The organism is Streptomyces naganishii JCM 4654, from assembly GCF_014650575.1.
GTDB classification, from domain to species: Bacteria; Actinomycetota; Actinomycetes; order Streptomycetales; family Streptomycetaceae; genus Streptomyces; species Streptomyces naganishii.
In genome coordinates this window covers 152,874-167,215 of the sequence record NZ_BMVF01000014.1, presented here as the reverse complement: position 1 = coordinate 167,215, position 14,342 = coordinate 152,874, and the positions used below count along the sequence as shown (strand labels likewise).

At 73.9% G+C, this 14,342-nt stretch carries 13 protein-coding genes and 1 pseudogene; 4 read left to right on the top strand and 10 right to left on the bottom strand.

Translation table 11 applies throughout. The features are described from left to right. Positions 1-24 precede the first annotated feature (24 nt). The 6 genes from IE217_RS24535 to IE217_RS24510 all read right to left on the bottom strand — a co-directional run bounded on the left by IE217_RS24535 (position 25) and on the right by IE217_RS24510 (position 7,296). Positions 25-954, bottom strand: coding sequence for an SGNH/GDSL hydrolase family protein (locus IE217_RS24535; RefSeq protein WP_190180090.1), 930 nt, complete (start codon positions 952-954; stop codon positions 25-27). Positions 955-1,105: 151 nt separating this feature from the next. Then, complete coding sequence (locus tag IE217_RS24530; RefSeq protein ID WP_190180089.1) at positions 1,106-3,337, bottom strand: ArnT family glycosyltransferase; 2,232 nt, start codon at positions 3,335-3,337, stop codon at positions 1,106-1,108. A 128-nt stretch (positions 3,338-3,465) separates the two neighbouring features. Further along, the gene (locus IE217_RS24525) at positions 3,466-4,893 is read right to left on the bottom strand and encodes an amino acid permease (RefSeq protein ID WP_190180088.1); all 1,428 of its coding nucleotides are present in this window, start codon (positions 4,891-4,893) and stop codon (positions 3,466-3,468) included. A 169-nt stretch (positions 4,894-5,062) separates the two neighbouring features. After that, positions 5,063-5,278 carry a hypothetical protein gene (locus tag IE217_RS24520; RefSeq protein WP_190180087.1) on the bottom strand — a complete coding sequence of 72 codons (216 nt, stop codon included), beginning with the start codon at positions 5,276-5,278 and terminating at the stop codon, positions 5,063-5,065. Between the two features lie 92 nt (positions 5,279-5,370). Next, entirely contained in the window at positions 5,371-6,192 is an 822-nt protein-coding gene (locus IE217_RS24515) for a maleylpyruvate isomerase family mycothiol-dependent enzyme (protein ID WP_190180086.1), read from the bottom strand. A gap of 126 nt (positions 6,193-6,318) precedes the next feature. Then, positions 6,319-7,296: a LysR family transcriptional regulator gene (locus IE217_RS24510; protein WP_190180085.1), complete on the bottom strand. Its 978-nt coding sequence runs from the start codon at positions 7,294-7,296 to the stop codon at positions 6,319-6,321. 186 nt (positions 7,297-7,482) lie between these two features. Between IE217_RS24510 and snpA the strand changes: the two genes are divergently transcribed. Then, positions 7,483-8,181: a snapalysin gene (gene snpA, locus IE217_RS24505; protein WP_190180084.1), complete on the top strand. Its 699-nt coding sequence runs from the start codon at positions 7,483-7,485 to the stop codon at positions 8,179-8,181. A 180-nt stretch (positions 8,182-8,361) separates the two neighbouring features. Here the strand turns inward: snpA and IE217_RS35460 are convergent. From IE217_RS35460 to IE217_RS24495, 3 genes and pseudogenes are all read right to left on the bottom strand, one after another. After that, positions 8,362-8,499, bottom strand: a pseudogene (locus tag IE217_RS35460) (FG-GAP-like repeat-containing protein); the annotation flags it as partial. Between the two features lie 105 nt (positions 8,500-8,604). Further along, entirely contained in the window at positions 8,605-9,468 is an 864-nt protein-coding gene (locus tag IE217_RS24500; protein ID WP_190180083.1) for an FG-GAP-like repeat-containing protein, read from the bottom strand. Positions 9,469-9,585: 117 nt separating this feature from the next. Then, positions 9,586-10,473, bottom strand: coding sequence for a serine hydrolase (locus IE217_RS24495; RefSeq protein WP_190180135.1), 888 nt, complete (start codon positions 10,471-10,473; stop codon positions 9,586-9,588). Positions 10,474-10,845: 372 nt separating this feature from the next. On the opposite strand from IE217_RS24495, the gene IE217_RS24490 reads away from it, so the two are divergent. Beyond that, entirely contained in the window at positions 10,846-11,007 is a 162-nt protein-coding gene (locus tag IE217_RS24490; protein WP_190180082.1) for a hypothetical protein, read from the top strand. Positions 11,008-11,181: 174 nt separating this feature from the next. Here the strand turns inward: IE217_RS24490 and IE217_RS24485 are convergent, their stop codons facing one another. After that, positions 11,182-11,538, bottom strand: a complete 357-nt coding sequence (locus IE217_RS24485; RefSeq protein ID WP_190180081.1) for a PRC-barrel domain-containing protein — start codon at positions 11,536-11,538, stop codon at positions 11,182-11,184. A 231-nt stretch (positions 11,539-11,769) separates the two neighbouring features. Here IE217_RS24485 and IE217_RS24480 point away from each other — a divergent pair, with 231 nt between their 5' ends. Continuing rightward, on the top strand, positions 11,770-12,159 hold the full coding sequence (locus IE217_RS24480; protein ID WP_190180080.1) for a hypothetical protein: 390 nt from the start codon (positions 11,770-11,772) through the stop codon (positions 12,157-12,159). Positions 12,160-12,449: 290 nt separating this feature from the next. Then, positions 12,450-14,288, top strand: coding sequence for a bifunctional metallophosphatase/5'-nucleotidase (locus tag IE217_RS24475; protein ID WP_190180079.1), 1,839 nt, complete (start codon positions 12,450-12,452; stop codon positions 14,286-14,288). Positions 14,289-14,342 lie beyond the last annotated feature (54 nt).

Below are 14,342 nucleotides of genomic sequence, written 5' to 3'. Positions count from 1 at the left end.
CCGTTGACGGTGTGCCGACGGTTTTCAGCGGTGTCCGTGGCCCCTGGCCAGGAGGCCCAGCACGGTGTCCGCCATGGCCTGCTCGCCCTTGGCGTTGGGGTGCGCGGGGGCGGCCGGCGAGGCGGGCTGAAGGGGTTCGATCCAGCGGTCCGCGGGGGCCTCGCACATGTCGTGGCCGCGCGTGGGCCGGTAGGTGTCGGCGTACTCCGCGTGGTTCCACGCGGCCACCAGACGCAGCATCAGGTTCAGCCGCTTCTCGGTGTCCCGCAGATAGGGGAAGTCCCCCGAGGCGAACGGCACCGACGGGAAGCAGCCGCTGCCGTCGTCGGGCAGCAGGTCCGGGTAGCCGACGACGACCACCCGGGCGTGCGGCGCCCTGACGTGCACGGCCCGCAGCACCCGGTCCACCTTCGGCGCGGTGCGCAGCACGTTCAGCGCCAGCTCGTCGACGCCCGAGGAGGCGTAGTACCGCCGGCACGGGTCCCCGGCCGGCTGCTGCGAGCCGAGCCGGGCGCAGGTGGCGATGATGGAGCCGAAGCCGACGTCGTTGCCGCCTATCTGGACCGTCACCAGGTCCGTGTCCCGTCCCACCGCGTTGAGCTGGGCGTCGTTCGCGCCCTGCGGCTTCCACATGTCGTCGGTGGTCGCCCCGGCGCAGCTGACGTCCTTGAAGGTGCTCACCCCGCGCGCCGCGGCCACCAGTGAGGGGTAGTCGTGGTCCGAGCGGGCGCAGCCCGCGTCGACCTGCCGGGGGATGCCCGGGCCCGAGGTGTAGGAGTCGCCCAGCGCCACGTAGTCCGTGCCGCGGCCCCCGTCCCCGTCCCCGCCCGTGCCGTGCGCCGCCGCGGGTGTCGCCGAGACGGCGAAGAGGGCACAGGCCCCGAGCGCCGCCCCCACCGCCACCGGCCGGCCGCGCCGTCGCCCCGCGCCACCCGGGTGTGTGTCCTGCGCCATGAACGCCCTCCCCCTGCACCGGATTTGACGTGCGGCGGACACCGGCTCGCGGCGCCGCCGCACGTTCGACCGGGCTTGTATACCGCTCGGTATGTCCCTCTGGCCAGAGGCTGGAAACAAGTGGTCGGCAACTGGCCCGCGCGGGTCCGGTTCAGCGCCCCGGGCCGCACCGGTACAGGGTCTCGCCCGTCACCGGCCCGTCGGTGGCTCCGTACGCCGAGGCCGGGACGGGGGCGCAGGAGGAGCGGACCCAGTCCGTGATCCGCGCGGCCGAGGTCGTACCACCGGAACCACCGGAACCACCGAAGCCGGCGGACGGACCGCCCGTCCCGCGCCCGCCGCCGAGCAGTACGTACCGCAGCTCGCCGGAGTCCACCAGGTGCCGGAAGCCGGCCGGGGTCGGGAACGGCACCTTGCCGGTGAAGCCGCCGAGCGGCAGCACATGGGCGCCGGCGGCGAGGATGTAGGGGGACGCGCTGCTCCAGCCGGGGGTGGCGAACACATACCGGGCCGAGCCCTGGTGTGCGGTGGTGTAGGCGAGCAACTCCCGCTGGCCGGCCGTGAGTCCGCCGCCCGTGCCGCTGCCGCCCATGCGGAAGCCGCCGGTGCGGCCGGGACCGCCGGAGCCGGCGGGGGCGCCCGGGCGGCCGAGGCCGCGGCTCCCGCCGCGCCCGGCGGTGCGGCCCCAGGCGGGCCATCCCGTGCGCGCGGCCGCCGGCACGACGCGGCCGTGGGAACGGCTCATGCCCGTCGGGCCGACCGAGCCCATGCCGGAATTGCCGTACGCCGGATTGAAGACCTGCGCCGCCCACGCGCTCGGCGCGATCAGCACCGCCGCGAGGGCCGCCGCCGGAGCCGCGAGCGCGAGCCGGCCGCGGGACGCGGCGGACCCGGGCCGGGCCAGGAGCAGCAGTACGGCCGCGCCGAGCCCGAGCAGGCCCACGGCGGGCGCGAGCCAGGGCAGGAACTCCGGGAACAGGCTCACGAGGTACGCGCTCCACGCCGCCGTCGCGGCCACCGCGACCGGCAGCGCCCAGGCGCGGGGGCCACCCGCCCGGCAGGCCCGCCACATCAGCACGGTGCCGCCCCCGGTGAGCGCGGCCAGCGGCACCGCGATCACGCCCATGTAGTAGATGTGGGGGCCGACGCTGCCCGCGCTGAAGACCAGGAAGTACGTCACCAGCCAGGTGCCCCACAGGAGGAGACCGGAGCGGAGCCGGTCGGTGCGCGGCCGCCCGCGCCGCCACAGCAGGCCGCACACGACGGCGACCGCGGCGAACGGGTACAGCCAGCCGGTCTGCGGGGCCAGCGAGGTGCCGAACATCTTCCCCCATCCCTCCTGCCCGTCCCCGCCCCGGCCGCCGGCCCCCCCGGCTGTCACGCCGCCGGCCCCGGCCGCCGCCCCGGCACGGCGCGCCTGCGCACCCGCGGGCCTCTCGGTCAGCGATTCCCGCGATGCCCGCGAACCGCCGCCGTTCTTGCCCCCGCCGCCCTGTGTCGCGCTCACACTGCCGGTGGAGGCCGCGCTGACGCCGAGCGAGGAGAAGCGGTTCAGGAAGTTGTAGCCGACCACCATGCTGAACGCGGAGTTGTTGGTGGTGCCGTCCACATACGGCCGCTCACGCGCCGGGGTGAGGGTGACGGCCAGGATCCAGGACGCCGACACGGCGGTCGTGACGAGGGCCGCGAGCGCGAGGTGCGCCAGCCGCCTGCGCGCCGTGAGCGGGGCGGACACCAGGTACACCAGCGCGAGCGCCGGGAGCACCGCCCACGCCTCCAGCATCTTGGCCTGGAAGCCGAGCCCCACCCACACGCCGGCGAGCAGCAGCGGGCGGAGCCGGCCGTCCCGCGCGGCGCGCTGGGTGGCCTCGGCCGCCAGCAGCAGGCACAGCGTGAAGGCGGGGTCCTCGACCGTCGTACGGAACAGCCCCACGGCCACCGGGGTCAGCGCGAACGCCGTGCAGGCGATCAGCGCCGCCGGGACACCGGCCCAGCGCCGCACCAGGCGGTGCAGCACGAGCAGGCTCGCCACCCCTTCGAGCACCTGGGGCAGGGTCAGCGCCCAGGGGTGGAAACCGAGGAGCCGGGCGGAGATCGCCTGCGGCCAGAGGAATCCCGGGAGTTTGTCCAGCGTGATGGAATTCCCGGGGTCGAAAGAGCCGTAGAAAAACGCCTTCCAGTTCTCCGTCATGCTGCGCACGGCGTCGGCGTAGAAGGGGTGGTACTGGCTGTGACCGATTCCCCACGCGTAGAGCACGGCGGCGAGCACGGTGACGGCGAGCAGCGCCGGACGTGCGTACGCCGGCTGGTCCGCCGGTGATTTCCACGGTGCGCGGCGGCCCGTGCCGGCGGGGGCGTTCGGTTCGAGGACTGTCGTAGCCATGCGCAGCAGTTTCACCGCCGCACGGGCCCCCGAGTGCCGAATCAGGCCGGTTGTAGTGAATTCTGATCAGACTCAGTACTTTTCTTTAACCGGGGTGCGGACAGCGCGCGGACAGGAATTCCACAGGGTCAGGCGGTGCGCTGCCGCCGGGCCGCCAGCACCGCGTACACGACGACGCCCGCGAAGAGGAACAGCACGCCCTGGTACACCGCCGCGTACCCGGCGCCCGCGACCAGCCACAGCGAGAAGGCGGTCGCCACCGCCGCGATCACGCCGTCCCGCACGAGCCGCGCCCGGTCGACCCGCTCGCCCCGGCCGGAGACCAGGTGGAACAGCTGGGCGGCGGTGGCCAGCAGGTAGGGCACGGTCGCGGTGAACGTGGTGACCAGGACCAGCGTCTGGAAGACCTTGCCCGAGCCGGAGGCGTAGTTGTAGACGGTGAGCAGCGAGGCGAGGACGACGGTGACGCCGACGCCCACGGTGGGCACGCCGCGCCGCCGGCGGGCGAAGGCGGCCGGGAAGAGGCCGTCGCGGGCGGCGGCGTACGGGGTCTGGGCGCTCAGCAGCGTCCAGCCGTTGAGACAGCCGGTCATCGACACCAGGGCCGCCAGCGCCACGGCCCAGCCGCCCCAGGCTCCGCCGAACATGGCGTTCACGGCGTCGGTGAACGGCGCGGTGGAGGTCACCAGGCGGTCGTGGGCGACCGTGCCGAAGACGGACAGCGTGCCGAGCAGGTAGACGAGCGCGGCCCCGGCGGTGCCGATCACGGTCGCGCGGCCCACGTTGCGCCGGGCGTTCCTGACCTCGCCCGCGCTGACCGCCGCGGACTCCACGCCGAGGTAGGAGAAGAGCAGCATGGCGGCGGAGGCGGACACCGCGCCGAGGGTGCTGCCGCCGCCCGCGTGGAAGGGGCCGAGGTTGCGCGGGTCGAAGAAGAACAGCCCGCCGACCGCGACCAGCAGCAGGGGCACGAACTTCAGCACGGTGGAGACGAGCTGGACGGCGCCCACGTAGCGGGTGCCGGCGAAGTTGGCGAGCGCGGGCAGCCACTGCAGGGCGAGGGCGGCCAGACACGCGGTCCAGCGGTGGCCGTTGACCGGGATCAGCACGTCGAGGTAGCCCACGGCGGCCACGGCGAGCGCCGCGTTCGACACCCAGGTGGTGATCCAGTACGCCCAGGCGGCGAGGAACCCGGCGAAGTCGCCGAAGGCCTCACGGGCGTAGACGTAGGGGCCGCCGGTGCGCGGGTCGCGCTCGGCGAGCCTGCCGAAGACCAGCGCCAGGGCGATGGCGCCCACGGTCAGGACGCCGAAGGCGATCAGGCTGACCGTGCCGTACGGCGCGACGGAGGCCGGGAGCAGGAAGATGCCGCCGCCGATGATGTTGCCCATGACCAGCGCGGTCGCCACCGGCAGCCCGAAGCGGCGGGCGTGCCTGCCGGTGTCACCGGCGGGGCTTTCGGTGGAGCTCGCGGTGGGGTTCTCGGTGGGGACGGGGGCCGCGGGGGTCTCCTGCGGGGCCGGAGCCGGTGGGGGGACGGTTCCGGTGACGTGCATGGGGTGGTGCGCCTCTCTTCGAACTGGTGCCCGGGATCGCCGGGCGGGACCCATGGTCGGGCATGGTCCGATGTGACGCCAAATCGCACGTTTTTGTCCTGTACGGGCCCGTGCGGTACCGCAAAAGGTGCGTCCCCGCACCTTGGGGACCGCGAATCCTGCGGTGCCCCTATTCGAGGAGCTTGCCCGCCACCCGGGCCGCCGCCTCGCTCTCCGCCGCGGGCGGGGACAGCTCGCTGAGCGTGTCGAGGTCGGTGTCCTGCCGCAGCTCCGCCTCCCAGGCGTCGGCGAGCTTCACCTGCTCCTCGTGCGACAACCGCTGGACCTGCTCCCTGTGGTGCGGGTCGAGAGCGGTGAGGAATCGTTCGACGGTGTCGATGGCCATCTTCTTCTCCTCGATCACGAATCACGATCACGGAGTGCGGTGCGGGCCGGCGCGGCCGGGACCGCACCGACCGGGTTGCCCCGTGAACGGGTCTAGAACGCGGTGTGGGCGAACCAGCGGTCGAGGACCTCGGTCCCTCCGGACACCTCGAAGGCGGGGTCCCGGTACGAGCTCCGCCCGTAGAGCAGGAGCAGCAGGTCGGCGGCCCGCCCGCGCACCGTCGCCGTCGGCGTGTCCGAGGGCGCCGCGCCCGCCCCGGTGGACGGCAGCGGGTGCAATCCGCCGGCGTCGAGCCGTACGCGCCACTCCTCGCCCGGGCCGCCGTCCGGCTCGGCGCACCGGAAGGCGAGGATCTCGCCCGCGCCGCGCAGCTCGGCCACGGCGGGCGCGAAGAGATGGGCGTACGGCAGGTTGACGAGGAACTCGTCCACCGCGTCCGCCGCCGTCACCGGGTCGATGTCCGGCTCCAGACCGAGGGCCCGCTCGGCGTCCACCCGGTGCACCAGGGTCTCGCACAGCATCCGCCGCGCCCAGAACCGCGCGTGCCGGTCCTCGCCCCAGGCCCACATCGGCGCGTCGGGGTCCGTGTCCCGCAGCACCTTCGCCACCGCCGGTACGCCCGCCGCCACCCACGCGGGCCACTCGTCCGCCCGCTCCGGCAGCCCGAGGTCCACGTCGCGGTCGCGCGGCGGTTCCTGCACCCGCCGGGTCAGCAGCGCGCAGAACCAGCGCTGGAGGGAGCCGACGTGCCGGGTGAGGTCGGCCAGAGTCCAGCCGGGGCAGGACGGCACGGCGGTGGAGGGCGCCGCGCCCCCGGCCACCTCGGCGAAGCGCAGGGTCTCCCGCTCGACGGCCTGCCGGTAGCTGTCGTAGGGCAAGGGGTGCCGGGCACGGCGCGTGGTCTCGGAGTCCATCCGCTGCCGCCTCTCTGTCCGCGGGAAGGTTTTCGGCCGCGGACAGTGTGAACGCTGGAGTTCACTCCAAGGCAAATCCGGCGCGCCGGCTCACGCGGGGCCCCGGCTTCACGCGGCGCTCCAGGCTCACGCCCTCGCGTCGGCCGTCGTCGCCAAGGGGTGCGGCGCGCAGGGGATGCCCCGGCGTTCCAGCCAGTCGCGGTAGGCCGGCGCCTGGCGGGCCGCGTCCCAGTACGCCTCTTCCAACTCGTCGTAACCGAAGTCCAGTTCGTCCTCGGTGCGGGCCGCGAGCAGCAGCCGTACGCCGATCGGGTCGCCGCGCAGGGGCCGCATGGCGAGGTCGGAGCGGGGGTGCGCGGTGGGCTGGCTGACCGTGACGACCTCACCGGTGGCCGCCAGGGAGTACGCGGTGAGGTAGTCGCCGTGCAGCAGCTCCGGCTCGAGCCCCGCCTCGCGCAGCACCCGGCACAGGGCGTCCCACTCGCCGTCGACCGTGGAGTCGACCATCCAGCGCTCCCCGGCGAGGTCGGCGAGCGGTATCTCGTGCCGCGCGGCCGCCGGGTGATCCACGGCGAGGGTGACGAACTGCGGTTCGCGCTCGACCAGGACGCGCAGGCGCAGCCCCGGCGGGACGCGCAGCGGGCTGCCCTCCACCTCGTGCACGAACGCCATGTCGAGCCGGCCGGCGGCGACCATGCGCAGCAGCGCGTTCGCGGACACGTCCATCTGGAGCGTGGGTTCGGTGCCCGGCCCGCGGGCGCGCAGCCGGCGCAGCCAGCCCGGTATGGCCCGGCTCGCGGTGGCGCCGATGCGTAAGTGGACGCCGCCGGAGGCGCGGGCGGCCGCGGCCCGCGTCTCGGTGACGAGCGCGGCGAGCTCGGCGACCAGGGGCCTGGCCCGGCTCAGCACCGCGTGACCGAGCGGGGTGGGGCGGCAGCCGGTCCGGTCGCGGGTGAACAGCGGCCCGCCGAGGGCGTGTTCGATGCGACGCAACTGGGTGCTCAACGAGGGCTGCGCCATGCCGAGCCGGCGGGCGGCCTGGTGCAGGCTGCCGGCGTCGGCGATGGCGCAGAGCACGCGTAAGTGCCTCACCTCGAGCTCCATGGGGGGAGCGTAGGGCGGGGGCCGGGCGCCGCACCAGATGTTCAAATCCCAACGGATCCGCACGAGTCGGCCCCGATAGCCCCGGGGCTATCCCCAGTTGCCATCATCCGCGCGGCCGCCGCGCTGCCCGACACTCCTGTGCAACCCATCGTTCACCCCCCACAGGAACGAGTAGGAGCCCCCCACATGAAGTCGTCACAGACGGCCCAGAAGCCCGCCCGCGCCTCCAGGAGACTCCTGGCCCTCGCGCTCGGCCTGGGCCTGGCCTCGGCCGCGCTCGGCACCGCCGCCCCGGCGAGCGCCGGCACGGCCGCCCCGTCCCACACCACCGGCGCCGCGTACGCCCGGTACTCCGGCACGGCCGAGAACGCGGCCGGCAACCACGCGTTCTTCGACGCCGTGGTGAAGTCGGTGGCCAGGAAGCAGGCCGCGCACCCGGACCTGCAGTCGGTCACCGTCTACTACGACGCCTCCCAGGCGCCGAGCTTCCGCTCCCAGATATCGAGCGCCGCCTCGATCTGGAACAGCTCGGTCTCCAACGTCAAGCTCCGCGCGACGACGGGCAACGCCGACTTCACCTACTACGAGGGCAGCGACCCGCAGGGGTCCTACGCCTCCACCGACGGCCACGGCGGCGGCTACATCTTCCTCGACTACTCCCAGAACCAGCAGTACGACTCGGTCCGCGTCACGGCCCACGAGACCGGTCACGTGCTCGGCCTGCCCGACCACTACAGCGGCCCCTGCAGCGAGTTGATGTCGGGCGGCGGCCCCGGCCCGTCCTGCACCAACCGCTACCCGAACGCCAACGAGCGCGCCCGGGTCGACCAGTTGTGGGCCAACGGCCTGGCCAAGGCGCTCGCCCAGCTCAACACGGCACGCTGACCGCGCCGTTCGCACCGGTGCGGGCCGTGCCGAGCCGGCGGCCCGCACCGGACGCACCGCTGATCTCCGGTCCTCCCCGGCCGTCACCCCCCACCCGCGCGGGCCGGCCCGACCGGGCGCGGCCCGAGCCGCAGGCGGCCGGGGAGGACCGGTACCACGTGCGCGCGGGCGCGGCGGCCGTCAGGCCAGCGACGCCCAGCTCTTCCAGTAGTTCGCCTCGCCGAGCCGGACGCGGTTCTTGAAGGTGCCCTTGCCCGTGCCGGCGTTGAGCCACAGCACGTTCGAGGTGTCGCGCGAGACGAGGTCGGCGCGTCCGTCGCCGTCGACGTCGCCCGCCCCGACGACGTCCTTGTAACTGCCGCCCCAGTCCTTGAGGACGAGGACGCGGTCCTTGAGCCTGCCGGCGGACGTGCCGTTGTAGCGTCACAGTTCGCCGGACTTGTCCAGGGCGAGGACGTCGCCGGTGCCGTCCCCGTCGAGGTCTCCCGCGCCGATGACGCGCCGGTAACCGGTCCACGCCGAGCGGATCCTGACCCGGGGGCGAAAGCCGCCCGTGCCGTCGTGGGCGTAGAGGTAGAGGTTGCCGGTGGCCGCGTCGCGGGCCAGCAGGTCGGGGCGGCCGTCGCCGGTCTGGTCGCCGGCGGCGAGCAGGGTGTCGTAGCCGCTCCAGTCCTTGGACAGCCGGGTGCAGGGGGAGTCCGGCGTGGGCAGTCCGCCGCAGACCGGCGTGTAGAGGCGGCCCTCCCCGCCGGGCATGCGGACGATCAGGTCGTTGCAGCGGTCGCCGTCGAAGTCGCCGAACGGCACGACCCGCGTCCCGGCCGGCCAGGGGCGCACCTGGAAGGTGGTCAGCGGGTTGGCGGCGTCGCCCGTGTAGAGGTTCATCGCGTCGCTGCGCGCGGCGCCCACGAGGTCCGCGCGGGTGTCGTCGGCGTAGTCGTGCCACTTCGGGCGGGAGCGGGTGGCGGTGGTCGCGGTGTACGAGGACCGCGACGAGCCGTCGTCCGCCGACTGCGTCCACACCGCGACCGGGCGGCCCTTGCCGTCGGTGGCGACCCGGCCCGCGCTGGTCGTGCCGTCGCGTTGCGAGTTGAGGGTGCGCGGCTTCGACACGCTGCCGACGGCGAGGGTCTGCGCGACGAAGTCGCGGCGCACCGTACGGCTGGAGACGAACCGCTTCTGCGTGTACGTCACCACGACGGAACCGCCCGGGACCTGCGCGGTGGCCACCGAGCCGGGCTCGGCGTAGGCGGTCAGCGGCTGTACGGTGCTCCAACCGAGCGGCACCCTATATCAGCCAAGATCACCACGGCCCGGACCGGTACCGGCCCGCGCGGCCGTACTGCCTGGCCTGACCCGTGCCGGCCGCTGGGGGAGGACGGCGAACCGCCTCGTGGGCAGGTGTCAGGTGCCGGCGGTGGCCGAGGTGATCGCCTGGCGTGCCGCCCGCTCCACCAGGGTGACGCCCTCGTTCATCGACCGGTTGCCGTCCGAGAGTACGGCGACCAGGTAGTGGTGTCCGCCCACCGTGATCCGGCCGACGCTGTTGACGTCCCACAGGCCGGACGGGTCGCGCTGCAACCACCCGTTCTTCAGCGCCCATTGGGCACCCGAGGCCGCGGACACGCCCCAGGCCTGATCGTTCTGGATCCGGGTCATCAGCGTACGGATGTAGGCCTTGGACTCCTCGGTCAGCGCGCTGGACGCCGCCTTGGAAGCCGTCTTGGATGCCGGGGCCTTCGCCGGGGCGTCGAACACCGCGCGGAGCAGGCGGATCTGGTCGCTCGCCGTGGTGCGGGTCAGTCCCCAGCGGGGGCCGGGGCCGCCCTTCGTGTCGGTCAGGCCCAGGCGCTTGTTGGCCGACTCCAGGCCGGTCGCCCGACCGATCTGCCGCCACAGGGCGTTGGCGGCCGCGTTGTCGCTGCTCCTGATCATCGGCTCGGCGTGCGCGCGCTCCTGCGCGGTGAGGTGCCGTCCGGCGTCCTGCGCCTGGAGCAGCAGCGCGGCGAGTATGTCGACCTTGATGATGCTGGCCGTGTCGTAGGGCGCGTCCTCGCCGTACAGCGTGGGCTCACGGCTCCCGTCGTCGAGGCCGAGCACCGCGGCGGTCACCCAGGGCTTGGCCGGGGAGGCGGTGCCCGGTGCCGCGGCCGCCGGTGCCGCGTGCGCGGTGCCGACGGAGACGAGCGTGGTCACCGAGGCCAGCAGGGCGCCGGCGCAGGCGAGGGCACGCCGCCGGCGGCGGGCGGCCGGCGCGGACTTGGGACACGACGGGGAGAAGGCGTGGGGCATGATCAGGCAGGCCTCGGCGGGGATGCGGACAGGGGGCACTGAAGAGCGAACGTAAACAAAGCGGGCGCGAGACGAAGTGGCCGTCGTCACGGAATGCCCTTTTCGACCGCGAATGTGAGAAGAGGCACAGGCAAGGCAAGGAGAGGCAGGACACGGCCCGGGCCCGGCCGCCCGCGCAGGGCACGGGCCCGCGGCAAGCACCCGAACAGAGCAACCGCGACTGCGGGACGGCGCCCCGGAGCGCACGCTGGCAGGGACCGCCCCGCCCACCGCACCCGCCCGCAGGTCAGCCAGGGACCCGCCCCGCCCACCGCACCCGTCCGCCGGTCAGGTGCGGCTCACAGGCCTGATCACCGCGTTCCGGGAGGCCTCGTGATTCTGCTGCCCCTGCTCGTCCCCGTGGGCATGCTGCTGCTCATCCTCGTCATGGAGGCGTACGAGGACATCATCTTCCGCCCCCCGCGCCCGCCGCCCCCGCCTCCGCCTCCGCCTCCGCCCGAGAAGTCCATCCCCGAGCAGTCGGCCAAGGAGTGACCAGGCGGTTGCCGCCCGCACCACGACCGCTCCCGTCCATGACGCCCGGCCAGGAACGGGAGCGGTCCACGCGGCCGGTCACGCGGCCGCACCACTCAGCCGTCCACGCGACCGTCCGCCGGTCCGGCGCGGCCGGCGCGGCCGGCGGACCGGCGCGGCCGGCGCGTGGCCGGTCTACCGGCGGGCCAGGCGCCGTTCCCCGGCGGATCCGGGCTGGTAGTTCAGCTCGTAGTGCCGGAAGATCGCGGGCTCCTCCTCCACCGGCAGCTCGCCGTCGGTGTCGATGGCGGGAGCGTCCTTCACGAGCTTCTTGTCGTAGGCGACGTTGAGGTGGCCGGGGCTGACGGTGGCCCCGGTGAGGGGCACGAACACCAGTCGCTGACGCCCCAGCATGCCGGTCTTCACCGTCGCGAAGTACGGCTGGTCGGTGATCGTGTCGACGTAGATCGCCTCCAGCTCACCGATCTTGCTGCCGTCCGTGCCGTGCACCGCGTGTCCACGCCACTGGCGGACGTCCTGGGCCTCGAACATGGCGTTCCTCCACTGTGCCGCGCCATCCCTGCGTTCCACTGGTCTGCACAATCACTTACCCGCCGTGCCCCGGATGTCACGGGGCGAGGGGCACGTCACTGGTCCGGTCGGCCGGTCGGCCCGTGACACGCGGGGCACGGCGGGTAGGCATGGCCGGGCGGGGCCGCCGGTGCGTCCGCTCCGCCCGTCGGGCCGCCGGTCCGTCGGCCCGTGAAGGTGGAGGTGCGTAGGGTGCGGACAGAACTGCTGCGGACGATCGGCGCGGCGACGGCCGCCTACGGGATCGCGGTCGCCTGCCGCCCCGACTGGCTGGCGCGGCCCACGGGCCTGGTGGGCCCCGAGGGGAACACCGGCCCGCACACCGCCATGGTGCTGCGGCCGCTGGCCTGGCGGGACGCCGCGAGCGGCCTCGCCATGCTGCTCGCCCCGGCCGGTCCTGCCCTGGTCACCGCCACCGCCGTGCGCATCGCCTCCGACGTGGGCGACGCCGTGCTGCTCGGCACCACCCTGCCCAGCCGGGTGCGCCGCGCCGGCACGGTCGTCACCGCCCTGAGCTGGGCCGCCCTCGCCCTCGCGGCCCTCGCCGCGCCGGATCACGCCGAGTGCGAACCGCGGTTCTGAGCCGCCACGCCGAGTCGGAATGGGCCTGGAACGAGCCGGGAACGGGCCTGGAGCGAGTCGAGAAAGGGCCGGGGGAGGGCGGCCGGGAACGAGTCGGCAACGGGCCCGGGAGCGAAGTCGAGACCGGGCCCGGGCGGGCCGACAACGGGCGCGCCCCCGGACGTCGAACGCCCGGACGAACAGCCAACGGAAACCGGGCCGTCATCGCAAAGCTCCTGACAACTACGCGCGTTGACCCTAGGCTGCGGCCGTTCGCCCGTTCTTGAACCGATCACGTCAGAGGGGGGCCCATGTCACCGACACGCCCACGTCGCCCGGCTCCGCGAAGAGCCCTGTCCACCGCTCTCGCCACGGCCGCCGCTCTCGCCACCCTGGGGGCGCTCACCGCCGCCGCGCCGGCCCAGGCGGCCGGTCCCGGCGGCGGTGACTCGAGCCGCCCCGGCCACTCGAGCCACAGCCACGGCCGCACCACCGACCTCCAGCTCCTCGCCCTCAACGACTTCCACGGCAACCTCGAACCGCCCGCCGGCTCCTCCGGGCGCGTCACCGAGCTCCAGCCGGACGGCACCACGAAGAACGTGGACGCGGGCGGGGCCGCCTACCTGGCGAACAGCCTGCGCACCGCCCGCGAGGGCCACGCCCGCTCCCTGACCGTCGCGGCCGGCGACATCGTCGGCGCCAGCCCGCTGCTCTCCGGCCTCTTCCACGACGAGCCGACCGTCGAGGCGATGAACAAGCTCGGCCTGGACGTCACCGGCGTCGGCAACCACGAGTTCGACGAGGGCAAGAAGGAGCTGCTGCGCCTCCAGAACGGCGGCTGCCACCCGGTCGACGGCTGCTACGAGCCCGGGCGCACCTTCGAGGGAGCGCGCTACCCGATCCTCTCGGCCAACGTCGTCGACGAGTCCACGGGCCGGCCGCTGCTGAAGCCGTACGTGGTCAAGAACGTCAAGGGCGTCCGGGTCGGCTTCATCGGCGTCACCCTCAAGGGCACCCCCGACATCGTCTCCGCGGACGGCGTGAAGGGGCTGAAGTTCCTCGACGAGGCCGACACGATCAACACGTACACCAAGGTGCTCCAGCGCCAGGGCGTGCACGCGATCGTGGCGCTGATCCACGAGGGCGGCTACCCGGCCTCCTCCGCCTACAACTACGACTGCGACGCCGGCGGCAGCGGCTCGGGCCTGAGCGGCCCGATCGTGGACATCGCCAAGAAGGTCTCGCCGGAGGTCGACACCCTCGTCACCGCGCACACCCACAACGCCTACGTCTGCACCATCCCCGACCCCGCGGGGCGTCCGCGCCTGGTGACCAGCGCCGCCTCCTACGGGCGGCTGTTCACCGAGCTGGACATGCGGTACGACTGGCGCACCCACGACATCGTCCGGGCCTCGGTCAAGGGCTCCAACCACGTCGTGGACCGCACCCAGCCGCAGGCGCCGGACCTGACGCGGCTCATCGACCACTGGAAGGCCCTCGCGGCCCCGGTCGCCGACAAGCCGATCGGCTACATCGCGCGGGACATCACGCGCGGCACCGGGGACACCCCCGAATCACCGCTCGGCGACCTCGTGGCCGACGCGCAGCTGGCCTACGGCAAGACGCTCGACAGCGGCACCGACCTCGCCCTCATGAACCCCGGCGGCATCCGAGCCGACCTCGTCCACGCCGCCTCCGGCAGCGAGGGCGACGGCGTGGTCACCTACGGGGAGGGCTTCGCGGTGCAGCCCTTCAGCAACACGGTCAACCTCAAGACCCTCACCGGGGCACAGCTGATCACCGTGCTGAAGCAGCAGGTGAGCGGGGCGAACGCCGCCGTGCCGAAGATCCTCCAGATCTCCTCGGGCCTCACCTACACCCTCGACCTGACGAAGACGGGCGCCGACCGCGTGGTCGCCGACTCCATCAGGATCGACGGCAAGCCGGTCGACCCGGCGGCCACCTACCGCGTCGCCATGAACTCCTTCCTGGCGGGCGGCGGTGACGGCTTCGGCGAACTGGCCAACGGCACGGACCAGCTCGTCGGCGGCGACGACCTGGCGGCCCTGGTCGCCTACCTCACGGCCCACTCCTCCGCCTCCGCGCCGTACGCGCCGACGGCGGCGGACCGCATCACCGTGGTGCGCTAGCGGCGGTACGGAGCACTCCGGCGAGAGGGCGGTCCCGGGCGGGGCCGCCCTCTC

What these genes read in the sequence shown, in the direction of transcription:
- IE217_RS24495 (WP_190180135.1), bottom strand. Translation starts at nt 10,473, where the DNA reads ATGCCCCACGCCTTCTCCCCGTCGTGTCCCAAGTCCGCGCCGGCCGCC.
- IE217_RS24530 (WP_190180089.1), bottom strand. Translation starts at nt 3,337, where the DNA reads ATGGCTACGACAGTCCTCGAACCGAACGCCCCCGCCGGCACGGGCCGC.
- snpA (WP_190180084.1), top strand. Translation starts at nt 7,483, where the DNA reads ATGAAGTCGTCACAGACGGCCCAGAAGCCCGCCCGCGCCTCCAGGAGA.
- IE217_RS24485 (WP_190180081.1), bottom strand. Translation starts at nt 11,538, where the DNA reads ATGTTCGAGGCCCAGGACGTCCGCCAGTGGCGTGGACACGCGGTGCAC.
- IE217_RS24475 (WP_190180079.1), top strand. Translation starts at nt 12,450, where the DNA reads ATGTCACCGACACGCCCACGTCGCCCGGCTCCGCGAAGAGCCCTGTCC.
- IE217_RS24515 (WP_190180086.1), bottom strand. Translation starts at nt 6,192, where the DNA reads ATGGACTCCGAGACCACGCGCCGTGCCCGGCACCCCTTGCCCTACGAC.
- IE217_RS24510 (WP_190180085.1), bottom strand. Translation starts at nt 7,296, where the DNA reads ATGGAGCTCGAGGTGAGGCACTTACGCGTGCTCTGCGCCATCGCCGAC.
- IE217_RS24535 (WP_190180090.1), bottom strand. Translation starts at nt 954, where the DNA reads ATGGCGCAGGACACACACCCGGGTGGCGCGGGGCGACGGCGCGGCCGG.
- IE217_RS24525 (WP_190180088.1), bottom strand. Translation starts at nt 4,893, where the DNA reads ATGCACGTCACCGGAACCGTCCCCCCACCGGCTCCGGCCCCGCAGGAG.
- IE217_RS24520 (WP_190180087.1), bottom strand. Translation starts at nt 5,278, where the DNA reads ATGGCCATCGACACCGTCGAACGATTCCTCACCGCTCTCGACCCGCAC.